The 16,550-nt window shown below is 57.2% G+C and carries 16 protein-coding genes, 2 tRNA genes and 1 pseudogene; 12 read left to right on the forward strand and 7 right to left on the reverse strand.

Translation table 11 applies throughout. The annotated features are described in order from the left end of the window. Window positions 1-42: 42 nt before the first annotated feature. Together sucC and A9Q02_RS16030 are read left to right on the forward strand one after the other, a co-directional pair. Window positions 43-1,185, forward strand: a complete 1,143-nt coding sequence (sucC, locus tag A9Q02_RS16025; RefSeq protein WP_097654096.1) for an ADP-forming succinate--CoA ligase subunit beta — start codon at window positions 43-45, stop codon at window positions 1,183-1,185. 214 nt (window positions 1,186-1,399) lie between these two features. Further along, on the forward strand, window positions 1,400-1,609 hold the full coding sequence (locus A9Q02_RS16030; RefSeq protein ID WP_097654097.1) for a hypothetical protein: 210 nt from the start codon (window positions 1,400-1,402) through the stop codon (window positions 1,607-1,609). Between the two features lie 46 nt (window positions 1,610-1,655). On the opposite strand, the gene A9Q02_RS16035 is transcribed toward A9Q02_RS16030, so the two are convergent. The 4 genes from A9Q02_RS16035 to A9Q02_RS16050 form a co-directional block, all read right to left on the reverse strand. Then, window positions 1,656-2,702, reverse strand: a complete 1,047-nt coding sequence (locus A9Q02_RS16035) for a glycosyltransferase family 2 protein (protein WP_097654098.1) — start codon at window positions 2,700-2,702, stop codon at window positions 1,656-1,658. Between the two features lie 14 nt (window positions 2,703-2,716). Continuing rightward, a complete protein-coding gene (locus tag A9Q02_RS16040) occupies window positions 2,717-3,307 on the reverse strand; it encodes an SH3 domain-containing protein (RefSeq protein ID WP_097654099.1) in 591 nt (196 codons plus the stop codon). Between the two features lie 85 nt (window positions 3,308-3,392). Further along, entirely contained in the window at window positions 3,393-3,863 is a 471-nt protein-coding gene (locus A9Q02_RS16045; RefSeq protein WP_245860570.1) for a hypothetical protein, read from the reverse strand. Window positions 3,864-3,900: 37 nt separating this feature from the next. Next, complete coding sequence (locus tag A9Q02_RS16050) at window positions 3,901-4,593, reverse strand: class I SAM-dependent DNA methyltransferase (protein ID WP_172451045.1); 693 nt, start codon at window positions 4,591-4,593, stop codon at window positions 3,901-3,903. Window positions 4,594-4,927: 334 nt separating this feature from the next. Between A9Q02_RS16050 and A9Q02_RS16055 the strand changes: the two genes are divergently transcribed. From A9Q02_RS16055 to A9Q02_RS16090, 9 genes and pseudogenes are all read left to right on the forward strand, one after another. Next, window positions 4,928-5,851, forward strand: coding sequence for an ABC transporter ATP-binding protein (locus A9Q02_RS16055; protein WP_097654102.1), 924 nt, complete (start codon window positions 4,928-4,930; stop codon window positions 5,849-5,851). Continuing rightward, a complete protein-coding gene (locus A9Q02_RS16060; RefSeq protein ID WP_097654103.1) occupies window positions 5,848-7,059 on the forward strand; it encodes an ABC transporter permease in 1,212 nt (403 codons plus the stop codon). Before A9Q02_RS16055 ends, A9Q02_RS16060 begins: the two co-directional genes overlap by 4 nt. Before the next feature lie 14 nt (window positions 7,060-7,073). Beyond that, a complete protein-coding gene (locus A9Q02_RS16065) occupies window positions 7,074-8,282 on the forward strand; it encodes an ABC transporter permease (protein ID WP_172451047.1) in 1,209 nt (402 codons plus the stop codon). Between the two features lie 24 nt (window positions 8,283-8,306). Further along, window positions 8,307-8,375 (forward strand): annotated as a pseudogene (locus A9Q02_RS25350) (hypothetical protein); the annotation flags it as partial. Between the two features lie 151 nt (window positions 8,376-8,526). Continuing rightward, window positions 8,527-8,603 (forward strand) — tRNA-Ile (locus tag A9Q02_RS16070). Window positions 8,604-8,654: 51 nt separating this feature from the next. Continuing rightward, window positions 8,655-8,730: transfer RNA gene (locus tag A9Q02_RS16075), tRNA-Ala, on the forward strand. Window positions 8,731-9,360: 630 nt separating this feature from the next. Continuing rightward, window positions 9,361-12,102, forward strand: a complete 2,742-nt coding sequence (locus A9Q02_RS16080; protein ID WP_097654105.1) for a cation-translocating P-type ATPase — start codon at window positions 9,361-9,363, stop codon at window positions 12,100-12,102. A gap of 103 nt (window positions 12,103-12,205) precedes the next feature. Further along, the gene (locus A9Q02_RS16085) at window positions 12,206-12,934 is read left to right on the forward strand and encodes an SDR family NAD(P)-dependent oxidoreductase (RefSeq protein ID WP_097654106.1); all 729 of its coding nucleotides are present in this window, start codon (window positions 12,206-12,208) and stop codon (window positions 12,932-12,934) included. 188 nt (window positions 12,935-13,122) lie between these two features. Beyond that, window positions 13,123-14,169, forward strand: a complete 1,047-nt coding sequence (locus tag A9Q02_RS16090; protein ID WP_097654107.1) for a sigma-70 family RNA polymerase sigma factor — start codon at window positions 13,123-13,125, stop codon at window positions 14,167-14,169. 153 nt (window positions 14,170-14,322) lie between these two features. Here A9Q02_RS16090 and A9Q02_RS16095 read toward each other — a convergent pair whose 3' ends face one another. The 3 genes from A9Q02_RS16095 to tpx all read right to left on the reverse strand — a co-directional run bounded on the left by A9Q02_RS16095 (window position 14,323) and on the right by tpx (window position 15,677). Continuing rightward, window positions 14,323-14,799: a Fur family transcriptional regulator gene (locus A9Q02_RS16095; RefSeq protein ID WP_097654108.1), complete on the reverse strand. Its 477-nt coding sequence runs from the start codon at window positions 14,797-14,799 to the stop codon at window positions 14,323-14,325. A gap of 26 nt (window positions 14,800-14,825) precedes the next feature. Further along, window positions 14,826-15,071 (reverse strand): FmdB family zinc ribbon protein, encoded by a 246-nt coding sequence (locus A9Q02_RS16100; protein WP_097654109.1) that lies wholly within the window; start codon window positions 15,069-15,071, stop codon window positions 14,826-14,828. Between the two features lie 90 nt (window positions 15,072-15,161). Beyond that, window positions 15,162-15,677, reverse strand: a complete 516-nt coding sequence (tpx, locus tag A9Q02_RS16105) for a thiol peroxidase (RefSeq protein ID WP_097654110.1) — start codon at window positions 15,675-15,677, stop codon at window positions 15,162-15,164. An 83-nt stretch (window positions 15,678-15,760) separates the two neighbouring features. Between tpx and mobA the strand changes: the two genes are divergently transcribed. Then, window positions 15,761-16,414, forward strand: a complete 654-nt coding sequence (mobA, locus tag A9Q02_RS16110; protein ID WP_245860574.1) for a molybdenum cofactor guanylyltransferase — start codon at window positions 15,761-15,763, stop codon at window positions 16,412-16,414. Window positions 16,415-16,550 lie beyond the last annotated feature (136 nt).

Consider the following 16,550-nt stretch of genomic DNA (forward strand, 5'->3'; position numbering starts at 1 on the left):
ACGTGCTTCCGATGGTCTCGCTCAGTGTCGTGGAGAATTCGTATGAAATTGCACGAGTACCAGGCCCGAGCCCTGCTGGCGCAGCATGGCATTCCCGTTACCGGAGGTGGTGTCGCGACGACGGCGGCTGAGGCGCGTACGATCGCCGAAGAACTCGGTCGTCGCGTGGTGATCAAGGCCCAGGTCTTTGTGGGTGGCCGTGGCAAGGCCGGGGGCGTCAAACTTGCTGATACACCGGCTGAGGCTGAACAGATTGCCAGCCAGATTCTTGGTATGGATATCAAAGGTTTGACGGTCGAGAAGGTGCTAGTAGCTGAGGCGATTAGCTATCAGAAAGAGATCTATCTCAGTGCGATCCTTGATCGTGCCACCAAGCGCGTGGTGATGATTGCCTCGGCTGAGGGTGGGGTGGAGATCGAGGAGGTCGCCCGTACGAATCCTGAGGCGATTATCAAGATTCCGGCGCATCCACAGCTTGGCTTGCAAGAGTATCAGGCGCGTGAACTGGCGTTTGCGATTGGCCTGACTGACGGCAAGCAGGCGCGTCAGTTTGCCCAGATCGCGACCGCGCTCTATCAGACGTTTGTCAAGAGTGATGCGTCGCTGGTCGAGATCAACCCTCTGGTGATTCGTGATGATGGCAGTCTGCTTGCCCTTGACTCAAAAGTGCTGATTGACGATAGCGCCCTCTTCCGGCATCCTGAGCTTGAAGCGATGCGTGATACCTCTGATGAGCCGGAAGCCGAACAGCTTGCTCGGGCCGCCGATATTACCTTTATCAAGCTTGATGGCTCGATCGGGTGCATGGTCAATGGGGCTGGTCTCGCGATGGCGACGATGGATGTGGTCAAGCTCTATGGCGGTGAACCGGCGAACTTTCTTGATATCGGTGGTGGTGCCGATAAAAACAAAGTACGCACGGCGCTTGAGATCATTCTTGCCGATCCCAATGTCAAGGCGGTGATGTTCAATATCTTTGGTGGCATTACCCGTGTTGACGAAGTGGCCCGTGGCATTATTGCCGCCCTCGAAGAAGTCCCCACCTCGATCCCGCTGATTGCACGCCTGACTGGTACCAATCAAGAAGAGGGGTTGCGCCTCCTGGCCGAGTCACAGTTGATCCCGGCCACGTCGCTCGCCGAAGCAGCCCAGAAAGCTGTTGAGGCAGCCAAGGCTGCCGCGTAGATTTTTTTGCCCAACAAAAGACCAGTGAAACTGGTCTTTTGTTGGGCAAAAAAATCTATTGTCAAGCTGATCCCTGCCACCTTCCTGGCATAGCATGTCGGCTTTTGTGGTACAATCCCTCGTGTCAGTTTGCATGTTATTGCATTGTTGCCTGTGACGCCACTACGCTGTGTGGTTGTGCAGGTTGTTTTGTGTTGTTTTAAGGAGCGTATGTATGACCCATGGCGAACAGCGGTTGTTAGAAGAGGGCTGGGACGTGCTGGTTGAGCGGCTCGGGTTGGCAGAGGCGACGCGCTTTGTCATGTTACTTGATCGGCGTACCGGTGGCGCTCTTCAGCATCTACGGATCATCTGGTCTTCTGCACCCCATCAGGCACGTCAATCAACTGCCCCTTCATCGACGTTGCAGCAGTTTGATCGGTAATAAAGCGGGATTTTAGAGGGCATGACCGGCGTGGCCACGCCGGTCATTATGTTTTTGGAGCGGTCGGGGCGTTCTCTTCGGTCAACGCGGTTTCGAGCGCATCGAGGCGGGCGCTCGCGTTCCGCCGCCATGCTTCATCATCCACCTGGATCGTACGCACGCGATAGAGCACCTCTTGTTGAATCCGGCGAACACCCCCAACAAGATCGGCCAGCAGGCCAATCAGAAAGACAAAGAGTGCCATTAAGACGAGAATGCCGCCAACGAGCAGCGACTGGTCGTTTGAGCGCGACTGGACGAACCACTCCATCCGGCGGCCAAGGAAGATATAGAAGGCCCAGATCAGCAGCATGGCCCCGGGGGTAAAGAGAAAAGCAGCCAGATAACTAAAGACCTTGAGCGGCTCGTGCGTGGCATAGGTACGGGCGATGATCGCGGCCTGGCGCTTGATGAAATTCCAGTTGCCGCGATGCAAACGCGAAGGTCGCTCGACATAATTGGTCGTAATTGGCACAGCGACAATCGTCAGGCGGCGTTTACCCGCCTGAATCAGCGCTTCGACGGTGTAAGAAAAGTCAGTTGTGACAAACGTGCGCAGGGCGGCTTCACGGGTCAGCGCCCGGAACCCACTGACCGTATCGGGCACATCCGTCTCAGAGGCCCAGCGCACCACCGAACTACCGAGGTGCTGCAAGGTCTTCTTGAGCGGCGAAAAATGTTCGATATGCTGCACCTGCCGGTCGCCGACGACAATATCAGCCCGTCCTTGAATGATCGGTTGCACAAGGGTCGCGATCTCGTGGCCCGGGTACTGATGATCGGCATCCGTATTGACAATAAGATCGGCCCCGAGACGGAGCGCCGTATCAATGCCTGTCTGATAGGCATTGGCAAGCCCCTTATTGGCCGTATGGCGCACAACGTGGTCGGCCCCGGCGCGCAGCGCCACCGCGACCGTATCATCAGTACAGCCATCATCAATGACGAGCACCTCGACCGCACTGATCCCGGGGATCGTGCGCGGCACATCGGCAATGACTGCGGCGATGGTCTCACGCTCATTCAGCGCAGGAATTTGCACAATCAACTTCATAGACCCACTCGTGATCAATTGAGCGGCAAGGGTTCGAGAAAGACGATGCCTTCCGGCGAACCCTGGGCGACCCATCCGGTGCCGGCGGCGGCTTCAACGCGCCACCAGACATACCCATCGGCCTCAACCGGGCCTTCGACCAGTGTAACTTCGCTTCCATCAGGGAGACGTGCGACCACTTCGGTCAACCCGGGGCTTGCGCGTGCGCGCAACACTGTGCCATCGAGATTGACGATCCGCGCCATTCTTCCGACGGCCAGCACCAGTTCAGGTTCGAGGACGAGTGCTGCGGGAGGGATGGCCGTCGGTTGTGGTATAGGGCGATTGGTAGGACGTTCAACAACTGTTGCGGTAGCAATGAGGGTGGCTTCAACGCCAGCCTGACTAGGGCCCGTACTGCGTTCCGAAAACCACCAGACACCCCCAGCCACGAGACTGAGGGCGATTAACACAACAAAGACTACTACCATCGCAGGGGAGACCGTGTCCCGCGTCGTACTCTGCTTGCGGGCCTGGTTGTATCCCTGGCGATAGTAGTAGTAGTGTTGGTAATAAAAAAGATCTAGTTCATCAAACTCGGCGTCGCGGGCGCCGCGTTCATACATCTCGCTATTGCTCGGCATATGCCCGAAAGGTCGCCCGCACTGCACCGATGGGTCAGTTCCGGGACGTAAAGAAGGATTGACGCGCCTACTTGAGCGCGATATCCTCACGGCCGATCTCGCGTAACATCTTGGGATACATCTTGTAGACGGGTTCAACTGCCGGGAGCAGCTTCAGAATCTTGGGAATGGGCCCTTTAGCTATGATCTGCTTACGGGTGAGGGCTGCCATCAAGTTGATCTTGCCGTGCCAGAACTGGTGGGCAATGTCCGCTTTCATCGACATCATCACGTCAGGTTTGAGCTCAACCTCGCCCCAGTGAACATCACAGTAAGCCCCTGGTTGGGTGGGTGGATGGGCTGCATCAATTGTCGCTATGCCGAATGGTTCTTCATAGCGGAACTGAATAACGATTTTTCCCTCGCAGATTCGTGGCCCAACGCGGGCATCGGTCTTGACCAGATCGTACAGTTGGCCGAGAATCTGCTGCAACTCGGCTTCGTCTTTGAAGTATGTCATCAGCCTCTCCATGGGGTAAAGATAGATAAGCTGAATCATAGCAGGAAATCGGTGCTTACGCAAGTGACGCGGTGCGTCAGTCAGTGATATGTTTGATCCACACACCGGTATACTCTTTGATGATGGCTTGCCGGGTGGTAAGGATCTGTTCGCGCATCTCTTCGCCAAAAAAGAAGCCCATGATCTGCGCGGCCTCCTCCTCATCAGCAAAGGCATAATCGGTGCGGATCACGTGTTCGGCAAAGCCGTGCTGGTCACGGAGCCTGGCATAGAAGTGGGCGAGTGCGGCGAGCGGGGGGGCCGGGTCTTCGACCATGGTTCCCATTGTTTCGATCAGGATGACTGCACCACCTGGGCGCACAAGCGCCATGCACCCTGCCACGAGGCGATCAATCACGTCGTCCATCGTCTCAGGATGATCAAGCACCGTATGCCCAAAGCTCCACCCCTCGATCAGGCAGTCAACCTGGCGTTCAACCCGGTTTAGTTCCAGGTTATCGCGTTGCACAAACGTGAGTTTGTCGGCATAGGCCTGCAACTTCTGCTGGGCATACGCCAGCATATGGGGCGAACGATCACAACAGGTGATGTGCCTGGCTTTTTCGACCAGCATGGCCGTCACTCGGCCTGTGCCAACGCCAAACTCAATCACATCTTTGTTCGTTACATCATAGAGACGATGCAACGTCTGGGCCAACTGCCCCTGATAATCTTCATGGGTCACCAGCGCATCGTACTCGGGGGCGTACTGGGCGTAGATCTCATACATCGTCGGCATTGCTTGGCCTCTGGCTCCATAGTAGGCAATTGCTGCGGGCAAGCATAGCATATCTCTGGGCTTTGGGGCAAGGTATAGGGTCTCGTCGCATCCATGTAAGCCCCTCCGAACTGGCTGGCGCTGAGGCAAACGCCAGTCCTAGCCAGATGACTGATCTTTTGACCTGGACGGCATCGTTCACCTGACTGATGCATTCTGCCGATAGCCAGACTACAATATGGCTAAATGCTTACAAGCTGCGCTTGCTGCATTGCGAAGGAGGGCAGGCAAGGTACGCATGCAATCTAGCTCTTGGAGGTGGATTGCATGAGAAAGAGCAATGGTTATGGATCCACTTGTCATTGACAAGATTGCGAAGTCATTTGCTACGCAAGTTGCGGTGCGTGAAGTGAGTTTTCGCGTTGGCCCTGGCGAAATCTTTGCGCTGCTTGGCCCGAATGGGGCTGGCAAGACGACGACGATCCGTATGGCGCTGGATATTTTCAAGCCTGATCGTGGCACGATTGCGCTTTTTGGGCAGGCTCCTGGTCTCGATGCCCTTGATCGCATCGGGTACCTCCCCGAGGAACGAGGTCTCTACCGTAATCTGAATCTGCTGGATTGCCTGATCTATCTGGCCGGGCTCAAGGGGGTGCGCACAAGCGAAGCGCGTCGTCGGCTCACGCTCTGGCTCGAGCGTTTTGATCTTGCGACCCATACGCAGAAGAAGATCAATGATTTGAGTCGTGGTATGCAGCAGAAGGCGCAGTTTATTGCGGCACTGATCCACGAACCGGACTTATTAATCGTTGATGAGCCGTTTGCGGCCCTTGATCCGGTCAATACGCGCCTTATCAAAGAAGTCCTGCGTGAATTTGCTGCCCAGGGGCGCACAGTGATCATGTCAACCCATCAGATGCACCTGGTAGAAGAATTGGCCGAGCGCATGGTGATGATCAACCGCGGCGAGGTGGTGCTCTATGGCACAGTTGATGAGGTACGGCGCCAATTTGCCGCCAATGCCGTGCTGCTTGATGGTCACGGCCCTCTCGCTGCGCTACCTGGTGTGCTTTCGGTAGAACCACTTGGTGATACTGGCACGCTTCTGCTGCACCTTGATGAGACCACGGCGCCCCGTGAGATTTTTCAGGCCCTGGCGGCGCAGCCTGCGTATACAGTCGATCGTTTTGCGGTAGCGTTGCCGTCCCTTGATGAGATCTTTGTGCGCGTGGTGGAGGGGACGCATCTTGCCGAGGAGGTGATGGCATGATCAGGTTGCTGCACGTTGCGCATCACGAATATCTGCTCCATGTGCGTCGGCGAGGCTTTTTGTTGGCAACTTTGGGCTTGCCGCTTCTTGTGCTCGTTGGGATGGCCTTGATTGTGATCGTCAATCTTGTTCGTCCGGAAACTGCGATCGGGTATGTCGATCAGTCTGGTCTTTTCAGCGGAGCGGCCTTGACTGCTCCATCGGACAATGATGAGCAGGCTATTCAACTGGTTCGCTTTGCCGACCATGAAGCAGCCAATACGGCTCTTGCCACAGGTGCTATTGACAGCTATGTTGTGATCGCAGATGACTATGCGGCGACTGGTGCGCTTGTGCTGTATGGGGCTGAGCGGCTCTCGCCACCTGGCCAACGTCGTTTGCAGGTTGCCCTCAATCAGGGTTTGCTGGCGCGTGCTGACCTTGCTGCCGACGTGGCTATGGTGGCGCTGGATCCCCTGGCTCATCTTGAGTCGCGCCATGTTGACGGTACACCCCTTGATCCCTCAGCGCTGGGCCAGCGCATCATTGTCGCGATCCTCGGGAGCTTGCTCTTTATGGTGACGATCTTTTCTTCGGCGAGCTATTTGCTGCAGGCACTCGTGGAGGAGAAGGAGAACCGCACGATTGAGATTATCACGACTTCAATCAGTCCTGGACAGCTGATTGGTGGCAAGGTTCTTGGTTTAGGCTTGCTTGGCCTTACGATTGCGCTCGTCTGGTTGAGCGGCGTGGCTCTTGCCTGGGGCATCGGGGCGGTTTTTGTGGATCCATTGCGCGAGGTACGCCTCAGCCTCGGCGGCTTTGTGCCGATTCTGCTCTTTTTAATTCCGGGCTACTTGCTCTTTGCCGGGCTGATGGTTGCGATCAGCGCGATTGTGCCAACAGCGCAAGAGGCACAACAGTTTGCCGGCTTGACCACAGTCGTGGCGATCTTGCCCTTGATGCTCAGCGTGATCTTTTTTACCAACCCCGATGGCCTGATTGCCGTTACCCTTAGCCTCTTTCCCCTTTCGGCACCCATAGGGATGTTGCTTCGCCTCGTGCTGGGCAATGTGCCTGGATGGCAGATAGGGCTGAGCTTCAGCCTCCTGGTTGTCTCGGCATGGCTGGCCGTTTGGATGGCAACGCGGATCTTTCGGGTGGGAATGCTGCGTTATGGTCAACGCTTGCGCGTACGGGAGATCGTGCGCGCTGTACGCATCGGTTGATCGAGGAGGATCCTATGCAACGAACTTTTCTGGTGGCAAGACACGAGTTTCTCCGTCATGTCTTGCGCCCCAGTTTTCTGATCACGACCTTGCTCTTCCCGCTTATTCTTGGTGCCGTGATGCTCTTTATGCGTGCGAATGCAACGACGTCTCCCGATGAACTCGCAGCTTTTACGGGCAAGCCGCTTGGCTATGTGGATGATGCGGGAGTCTTCACATTGCCTGTGCCTGCATCGCTCACGGCTCAGGTGCAGGCTTTGTCTGATGTGGCTAGTGGTGTTGAGGCCATCCAGGCGGGAGCGTTGCAGGGTTTCTACCACTTCCCAGAAGATTATTTGCAGGGAGGTACCGTTGTCTGGGTGAGTGAAGACGTGACTGGCCCTCAGGGTCAGGCATTGATTGCTACGCTTCTTCAGGCCAGCCTGCTTGCCGATCATCCTGAACTCGTTACCCAACTTGGGCGTCCACTGGCGCTGCAACTTCCGACCGAAGACGGCCAGGCGGAACTTGCCACAGCAATGGCTGCTGAACGAGGCATGCTGACCTTTGTGCTGCCATATGCTTTTGCAATGGTTCTCTATATTACGATCTTTTCAGCGGCAAGTTTTTTACTCCAGAGCGTGACCGAAGAGAAGGAAAATCGCACCATCGAGCTGGTGCTCACGACCATTCGTCCCCTTGCGTTGCTGACAGGCAAAGTCCTGGGACTCGGGTTGCTTGGCTTCGTACAGGTGAGCATCTGGCTTGCGGCTGGTATGCTCTTGCTCAAGACCAGTACCGGCGCGCTTGAGCAAGCAGGTTTGGCTGTGCCGTGGACCGCAGTGGTTCTGGCGCTCGTCTATTATCTGCTTGGCTATCTGGTGTACGGCAGTCTACTGGCTGGTGTTGGGGCTACCGTAACCCATATGCGTGAAGGTTCCCAACTGGTCGCAGTCTTGATCATCCCGTGCATTGTGCCACTCTGGTTTATGACGGCCATTATTGATCAGCCTGATAGCCTGCTGGCAAGGGGACTGAGTTTCTTCCCCATGACTGCACCAGTTACCATGATGATCCGCGTCCCCTTGACGACGATCCCGCTGTGGGAAATCATGCTCAGTGTCAGTGTTCTGCTCGCCTCGGCAATAGCGTGTCTCTGGGTAGCGGCACGATTGTTTCGTGCCGGGACTCTGCTCGCGGGCCAACGACTTGATGCACGGGCGATTGTCAAGAGTCTAGGATGAAACAGCTACGCTTGTTCGAGCGGATTGGTTTGGTCGCCCATCCTTCCGTATTTTGGTCTGAAAGGCGTCGCTTGGGACGAAGTCTATGAGCGTTATGCGCCGCAGGTTGCGGATGCTTCTGACCGAGGCGCTGTTGCTGGGTAAAGCGCGACGGTTGGCTGTGCATACCGAGGATGAGCAGTGATGCACGCTGGCGACAATTTGACATGGATAGGTGGGCATGTTACAATAGCCAGCGTTGTACGGGCGTATAGCTCAGCTGGTTAGAGCGCGATCCTGATAAGATCGAGGTCGGTGGTTCGAGTCCACCTACGCCCACCAACAAAAAATGCAAAGCGCATTGAGGTGCGTTTTGCATTTTCTATTGCATCTGGGGCGATAGCTTAGTTGGGAGAGCGCCTGCTTTGCAAGCAGGAGGTCCGGGGTTCGAGTCCCCGTCGCTCCACCAGATTGGAACGCGGAATTCCTGCATCAGGGGTTCCGCGTTTTGGCGTGTCAACTCGCGGCCACGCCGCGAGTTGACCCACAACCCTTCAGAAATGATTAGCATGGCTCCCTCCTTCTCCTAGGGCGATTGCATCTTTCGTGTATGCACCCCGCCAAGGCACCCGCAAGGGCACCCGCAAGGGCACCCGCAAGGGCACCCGCAAGGGGCACCCGCAAGGGCACCCGCAAGGGCACCCGCAAGGGCACCCGCAAGGGCACCCGCAAGGGCACCCGCAAGGGGTGCCCCTACACCGGGCCCGGCCCCCGCCCCGGTACGGGCACCCCTTGCGGGTGCCCCGTTGTATCCGATTTCGTATGATGCAATCGCCCTACTCCTTCTCCCGCGCTGTGTCAATTCAAGTTGCGCGATATGCTATGATGGATCATGACATGGGCGCATGATCGCTGGCTGTTGGTTCCTCCGGTAGGCCGAGTCTCCGGTGCGCCAGCGGCCTTTTGTTTTCCCTGGATGCCTTTTGGTTGGTGTTTGGGGGCCTGTGGTGTGTGGTGCCAAGAATCTCGCCCGGGTGGGTTGTTATACGCATAGCTCACAGGGCCAAAAGAAAGAGCAGATAGAAAGCGATGGTCGACGATGTCTCCCCAACAAACAGAGGGCAACCTGCCCGTAAAGCAGCGTGATGAGGCGATCATCTGGCATACCGACGACGAGGAGCAGGTGCTGCAACGTCTTGAAACGTCGCTCCAGGGTTTGCCTCGTGAACGCATTGCTGAGTTGCAAGCTCGCTATGGTAAAAACACCTTTCCCTCGCAAGAGCCGATGCCCCTCTGGAAGATTATTCTCCACCAGTTCCTGAGTCCGCTGATCTATATTTTGCTCGCCGCCGCCGCAATTTCGCTCTTTCTGGGCGAGTATACCGATGCCGGGTTCATTATTGTCGTGCTCGCCATCAATGCCGCTCTAGGAACCTATCAAGAATGGCGCGCTGAACAAAATGCCGCCGCCCTGCAAAGCCTCTTGAAGATTTATGCGCGCGTGCGCCGCGATGGAAAAGAGGAGCGGATCGAGGCGGAAGAACTGGTACCCGGCGATCTTATTGTGCTTGAGTCGGGCGACCGCGTGCCCGCAGATGTCCGGTTCCTCAAGGCCAATAACTTGACCGTTGACGAATCATTCCTGACTGGTGAGTCGATCGCTGCCGATAAGCGTGTCGGGCCACTTATCGAGGCCGATCTTCCCGTCAGTGACCGCGATAATATGGGCTACGCTGGCGCAACCGTGCTCTCGGGGCGGGCGCAAGGGGTCGTCGTTGCGACTGGGCTCCAGACCGAGATTGGGAAGATCGCTGAGGCAACGACGAGCGGTGAGGCGACCAAAGCCCCGCTGGTGATCCGGATGGATCGTTTTGTCCGCTATATCAGCGTTGCGGTGCTCGTGGCGATGGTGGCAATGATCGTGATTGCGATGGCTCAGGGTGAACCCTTTGCCGAGATCTTTTTCCTGGCGGTTGCCCTTGCCGTTTCGGCGATCCCCGAGGGGTTACCAGTTGCGTTGACGGTGGCCCTCTCGATTGCGGTGAATCGGATGGCAAAACGCCGCGTCATTGTGCGCAAGATGACAGCCGTCGAGGGTCTCGGCAGTTGTACCCTGATTGCAAGCGATAAGACAGGTACGCTGACCGTCAATAAGCAGACGATTAAGGCGCTCGAGACAGTGTCGGGTGAGCAGTTTACGCTGACGGGCGAAGGCTATAGTGGCGAAGGCGAGGTGCGACGGGCCGATGAGCAACCAGTGAGTGAGGCCCAACGAACCTGGATCGAACGTCTCGCCCGTGCCGGTGTACTCTGCAATGAGGGCGATCTGCGGCGAACCGAGCAAGGCTGGACGTCGTCGGGCGATGCGGTGGATATCGCGTTTCTTGCCCTTGGTTATAAGGTCGGCTTTGAGCCTCAGGATCTCTATAATTCAGTCACCACGCTGCACGAGATCCCCTTCGAGTCAGAGCGTCAGTATGCGGCGCGGATCTATCGCGAGGGCGACCAGACGATGATTGCGGTCAAAGGGGCCGCCGAACGGCTCTTGCCCTTCTGCCAGCAGGCCCTTGGTCTGGATAGTGAAGCACTTCCCCTCGATCATACGGCCATCGAGCAGCAGGTGATACGGATGGCCGATGCGGGCTACCGGGTGCTGGCAGTGGCGACGAGTCACGTGCCCGAGAAGCTGGATGGCACGACGATTGATGATGCGACGATGCCGCCGCTGACGCTGCTCGGTCTCGTTGGCATGATCGACCCGCTGCGGCCCGAGGTGATCGACGCGGTGCATACCTGCCAACGTGCCGGGATCAAGGTAGCGATGATTACCGGCGATCACCCGGCGACGGCCCTGGCGATTGCGCGTGAGCTCGGCATTGCCCAAGAGCGCAGCGATGTGGTGGTTGGCCGCGATCTGCCTGACGTTGAAACAGGCACCGATCTCGCCTTTGTCAAGGCCGTCCGCGAAGCCGAAGTCTTTGCCCGTGTAGCGCCACTGCAAAAACTGCGCATTGTTGAGGCAAAACGCGCCCTTGGTCATTTTGTCGCCGTGACTGGCGATGGCGTCAATGATGCGCCAGCGCTGCGGGCCGCTAATATCGGCGTCGCGATGGGCTCGGGTACCGATGTTGCCAAAGATACGGCCTCGATCATCGTGACCGATGACAACTTTGCCTCGATTGTCGAGGGGGTCGAAGAGGGGCGTTATGCCTATGACAATGTGCGGAAAGTCATCTACCTGCTCATCTCAACCGGGGCCGCCGAGATTGCGCTCTTCCTGATTGCGTTGTTGGTCGGTCTTCCCCTGCCCTTGCTCGCCGTGCAGATCCTGTGGCTCAATCTGGTCACCAACGGCATTCAGGGTGTTGCGCTCGCCTTTGAAGAGGGGGAACCTGGGGCAATGCAACGCCCGCCCCGCGATCCGAGTGAGGGCATCTTCAACCCGCTGATGATCCAACAGACCCTGATCTCCGCTGGGGTCATGTTCGGGGCCACGCTTGCGGTCTGGTACTGGCTGCTCGAGCAGGGCGTAGACCAGGATTACGCGCGCAATCTCTTGCTACTGTTGATGGTGCTCTTCCAGAATGTCCACGTCTTCAACTGCCGCTCTGAGTATACCTCGGCCTTCCGCATCCCGTTGCAGCGGAATCCCGTGCTGATCGTCGGCGTCTTTGCCGCCCTCGGTTTGCATGTGCTCTCGATGTACCTTCCCTTTATGCAAGGACTGCTGGGGATCGCGCCCGTGACCCTGACCGAGTTTTTTGCCCTTCTGGCAATTGCCTTGAGCATCTTGCTCGTGCTCGAGATCTTCAAACTCATCAAGCAACGCGCCATGAGATGAGAGACTTCTCATCTTTTAGCAACGGTCTAGCCAAAGCTGTGCAAATATGGTACAAATAGGTGTGCATTATGCACACCTATTGCACAGCTTAAAGGAATGACCAATGCAATTAGCCCAGCAGATAGCCTTGGTGACAGGCGGCGGGCGGGGGCTTGGCCGGTCGATGGCTCTGGCCCTGGCGCACGAGGGTGCGATGGTTGTCGTGGCCGCACGCACGGCTGATGAGATCACCGAGACAGTGTGGCTCATCGAAGAGCAAGGCGGCAAAGGTTTCGCCCTACCCGTTGATGTGCGCGACTCTGCACAGGTTTCAGGTCTCGTTGCACAGGTTTACGAGCAACTCGGGCCAATCAAGATCCTGATCAACAGCGCAGGCGTTGGTCTGCGTGCGCCCATCACCGAGACAAGTGAGGCGCAGTGGGATCTCGTCGTCGATACCTTGCTCAAAGGCACCTTTCTGGTGGCGAGCGCGGTGCTCCCGCAGATGATCGCATCTGGTGGCGGCAATATTATTAATCTCGGGGCGCCGCTTGAACGGATCGTGACCCCGGGTTTTGCGGCTTATTACGCGGCAAAATGTGGGGTCGACGGGCTGACGCGCATTATGGCGAAGGATCTCCGTCGTCACGGGGTAAATGTCAATACCCTGCACCCCGGCGGTTTTGTCGATACCCAGATGGTACGTTCAACCGTGCCTGAAGTCCGTACTGGTCTGCTGTCACCCGACGAAATTGGTCGGGTTGCCGTGGCCCTGGCGAGCCTGCCTCCCCGTAGCCAGACGGGGCAGACAGTCGACGCACATACCTGGCAAACCGAAAAAGATGAAAATTAGGGCAGACAAAGGCTTGACAAATCCTGTGCAAAGTATAGAATAGATGGTATACCAATTGTTGAAACCCCGATATCACGCACATCAACCAACCAGGGGGTGACAACAAACATGAACGCACCAGATAGCACCAGGATGTATAAGCTCCGCCCATTGACTCAGGAGAAGAAGCCGTGGGTACCTTCCAAAAAATGAATGAGCGTACAGAAGTTCTTGAGCAGAACTTTTCCGAAGATGTGCAGGAAGATGGCGGGGCATGGGGAAGCGAGCCAGAAGAGCTCGAACTCGAAGAGCTTGAAGTCGAAGAAGTCGAGAGTAGTGATAACGAGCCTGTCGAAGACTCGGTTCAACTGTATCTGCACGAGATCGGCCAGGTTGCTCTGTTGACTGCGACCGAAGAGCGTGAACTTGCCATGCAAATTACCCGGGGCAAAGAGGCCCGGATGCGCATTAATAATGAAGATTATCGCAATGGACGTGAACGTTTTCAACTTGAGCAGGACGTTGCGCGTGGCGAAGATGCCCGCCGTAAGCTGATCCAGGCTAATTTGCGCCTCGTGGTCAGTGTGGCGAAAAAATATATTGGGAGTCCGATGGCCTTTATGGATCTTGTCCAGGAGGGCAACATCGGGTTGATGCGGGCCGTCGAAAAGTTTGATTATACCAAGGGGAACCGCTTCAGCACCTACGCAACCTGGTGGATCCGCCAGGCCGTAACCCGCTCGATCGCCGAGCAGAGCAGGCTCATTCGCCTGCCCGTCCACCTGAGTGAGTCGATTGTCCATCTGCGGCGGGCGATCTACCGGCTTGAACAGCAACTCGAGCGCGAGCCAACCGCCGAGGAACTGGCCCATGCTCTGGGGATGAGCCTGCGCAAGGTCAAGCGCCTGCTCCAGGCTTCCACGCAGCCAGTCTCACTGGAACAACCGTTGAATAACGAGAGCGAGGGCCGCGTCAGTGAAGTGCTGGCTGACGAAAGCCTTGAGACACCAATGGAGATTGCGGCGCAAAATATGCTGCACGCAGAACTCAATGCAGCCCTGAACGACCTGCCCGAACGCGAGCGCAAGATCCTCCAGTTGCGGTATGGCCTCCTTGATGGGCAGCGACGCACGCTGGAAGAGGTCGGGGTCGCCTTTGGTATCACCCGCGAACGCACGCGCCAGATCGAAGCCGAAGCAATGCGCCGCCTCCGCCACCCCAGTGTTGGGATGCGCCTCCACGGCTACCTCGATTAGGGATTTGACGCAAAGGCGCAAAGGTTTGATGGATGTGGATCCACAATCTTTGCGCCTTTGCGTCTTTGCGTCAATAAGGTTGGGCGTAGCAGCGATGGGGACTACGTTGCGACCAACAGATGCACAGGGGCTGCTGCGCCCCTACTTGCGCCCCTACGTTTTTGCTTGGCATGTTGCACAGAGGCCAAATAGCTCAACAATATGGCCTTGTACCTGAAACCCCTGGGCTTCCAACATGCTGGTCAAGCTTTCGATCATGGCGCAGCCTTCAAACATCAAGAGAGCGCCACAACGGGTACAGACGGCATGGTGGTGGTGGCCCGGCAGGGTGCGCGCATAGGTATAATCGCCTCGCTCAGTCTGAACGCGCGCCAACCAGCCCTGGTCGCGCAGCCATTCGACCGCGCGATAGGCGGTCGCACGACCAACGCTGGCCGGTTGGGGACTCAGCGCTGCTGTCAGAGCCTCGGCGCTAAACGGCGTATGCTGCGCGGCAATCCACCGCACAATGGCCTGACGCGGCGCAGTCAGACGTTGCCCATCAAGCTGCAACGCTGCCAGCACCTGTTGCTGCCACTCGCGCTCACTCAACTCAATGACGGCACCATCCTCATGGCAAGGCTCACTCATCGTGGTACGCTTGTCGCATCCCTGGCCTACGAGCGGCGACGTGGACGACAGCAACTGCACGCGGGACCGTGCATTGCCCGTGCAACCTGCTCAGGCGAGGCATAGCGGATAGGGGCTGGATCTTGGCGGGCAGGGGAAGCAATGTTTGCGACCTGACGCAGACACAACCCATGACAGATAGGGCACTCAACAGGATCGTCGGCGCGCCATGCAGCGCGTAGTTCTTCGAGTTCGATATCACATTCGGGGCAGAGGTAGATGTACAGTGGCATATTTTTGTTGGGGTAGGCCCCACACCCTGTTTTTTGTTCTGCGCTGGCGGCTCTGCCGCCAACACAGAACAAGCAAGCGTCCTTGAAAGATTACGCGACGAGCTTGTGAAGTGCTGCAAGGGCGGCGTCGTAGTCGGGCTCGGTGCCGGCAGCCGGTACATATTCAACATACTGGATCACGCCAGCGCTGTCAACGACAAATACGGCCCGACTCTCAAGGCGAAAGGCTTTCAGGTAGGTGCCGTAGCTCTGCGCGAAGCTCATCGCTTGGTGATCCGAGAGGGTCTGGATCGTCTCAGCACCAGCACTGCTGCACCAGCGCGCCTGGGCAAACGGAAGATCGGCGCTGACGGTAATGAAACTGACCTTGTCCCCTAGGGTGGCTGCTGCCTCGTTGAAGCGTAGCGTCTGCTTGTTGCAGACACCGGTATCAAGCGAAGGCACGACACTGATGACAAGGGGCTTGCCAGCAAAAGCGGCCATGGTCACCGGCTTGAGTTTCGCACTGAGCAACGTGAAATCAGGAGCGGCATCACCCGGCTTCAACTCGGGGCCAAACAGACTTTGCAAACCAAAAAAATTAAAGGTTTCGGGGCGTTCGATCATGAAGGTGCTCCTTATATAGACAACTCATAACTATCGCTACTCTACTGATTGTAGACGCTATGCACAGGTTTTGTCAACTAAACATGATGAACACATCAGAGGCAACAGTAACGGCAGTTGTGCTGGCCGGGGGAGTGAGCAGACGGCTGGGGATCGACAAGCGGCGTTTGCGGTTGTGGGGTAACGCTGGGCCAACCCTGCTCGGGCATACGCTCGCGGTGGTGGCACCGTTGTGTGCCGAGGTTGTCGTGGTGTTGAATGATGCCTCGGCCTGGCCCGACCTGAAGGTCCGCACGGCACCCGACATCTATCCTGATGGTGGTGCGCTGGGTGGCATCTACAGTGGCCTGCAGGCCATCACCACACCTTATGCGCTTGTTGTGGCCTGTGATATGCCGTTGCTCAACCAGTCACTGCTTGCCGCCATGCTGGACTGGCCGCGCAATTATGACCTGCTCGTGCCGCGCCACGCCCTCCCGTCCACGACGCGCAACCAGGCTGGCTTCGAACCACTCCACGCGATCTACCGCGATACCTGCCTTGAGCCAATGCGCCAGGTACTGGAAGCAGGTCAACGGCGCATTATTGATGTCTATCCTCGGCTTGACGTTACCTGCATCGAACCAGAAGTCTGGCAACGCTACGATCCCGCTGGACATAGCCTGCGGAGCCTCAATACGCCAAGCGACCTGGCCGAGCTTCAGGCCCTTATATCATTTTACATCAATACCAGTTGATTTTATGGATGCTCCCAGCAAGTCAAGCAAACAGGGCGATTGCATCTTTCGTGCATGCACCCCACCAGGGCACCCGCCAGGGGTGCCCGTACACCGGGGTACACCAGGCCCGGCCCCCGGCCCTGTCCCCCACCAG

The organism is Candidatus Chloroploca asiatica, assembly GCF_002532075.1.
GTDB classification, from domain to species: domain Bacteria; phylum Chloroflexota; class Chloroflexia; order Chloroflexales; family Chloroflexaceae; genus Chloroploca; species Chloroploca asiatica.

Coding starts and splice junctions, on each gene's coding strand:
- sucC (WP_097654096.1), top strand. CDS start 43: ATGAAATTGCACGAGTACCAGGCCCGAGCCCTGCTGGCGCAGCATGGC.
- A9Q02_RS16030 (WP_097654097.1), top strand. CDS start 1,400: ATGACCCATGGCGAACAGCGGTTGTTAGAAGAGGGCTGGGACGTGCTG.
- A9Q02_RS16035 (WP_097654098.1), bottom strand. CDS start 2,702: ATGAAGTTGATTGTGCAAATTCCTGCGCTGAATGAGCGTGAGACCATC.
- A9Q02_RS16040 (WP_097654099.1), bottom strand. CDS start 3,307: ATGTATGAACGCGGCGCCCGCGACGCCGAGTTTGATGAACTAGATCTT.
- A9Q02_RS16045 (WP_245860570.1), bottom strand. CDS start 3,863: ATGATTCAGCTTATCTATCTTTACCCCATGGAGAGGCTGATGACATAC.
- A9Q02_RS16050 (WP_172451045.1), bottom strand. CDS start 4,593: ATGTATGAGATCTACGCCCAGTACGCCCCCGAGTACGATGCGCTGGTG.
- A9Q02_RS16055 (WP_097654102.1), top strand. CDS start 4,928: ATGGATCCACTTGTCATTGACAAGATTGCGAAGTCATTTGCTACGCAA.
- A9Q02_RS16060 (WP_097654103.1), top strand. CDS start 5,848: ATGATCAGGTTGCTGCACGTTGCGCATCACGAATATCTGCTCCATGTG.
- A9Q02_RS16065 (WP_172451047.1), top strand. CDS start 7,074: ATGCAACGAACTTTTCTGGTGGCAAGACACGAGTTTCTCCGTCATGTC.
- A9Q02_RS16080 (WP_097654105.1), top strand. CDS start 9,361: ATGTCTCCCCAACAAACAGAGGGCAACCTGCCCGTAAAGCAGCGTGAT.
- A9Q02_RS16085 (WP_097654106.1), top strand. CDS start 12,206: ATGCAATTAGCCCAGCAGATAGCCTTGGTGACAGGCGGCGGGCGGGGG.
- A9Q02_RS16090 (WP_097654107.1), top strand. CDS start 13,123: ATGAATGAGCGTACAGAAGTTCTTGAGCAGAACTTTTCCGAAGATGTG.
- A9Q02_RS16095 (WP_097654108.1), bottom strand. CDS start 14,799: ATGAGTGAGCCTTGCCATGAGGATGGTGCCGTCATTGAGTTGAGTGAG.
- A9Q02_RS16100 (WP_097654109.1), bottom strand. CDS start 15,071: ATGCCACTGTACATCTACCTCTGCCCCGAATGTGATATCGAACTCGAA.
- tpx (WP_097654110.1), bottom strand. CDS start 15,677: ATGATCGAACGCCCCGAAACCTTTAATTTTTTTGGTTTGCAAAGTCTG.
- mobA (WP_245860574.1), top strand. CDS start 15,761: ATGATGAACACATCAGAGGCAACAGTAACGGCAGTTGTGCTGGCCGGG.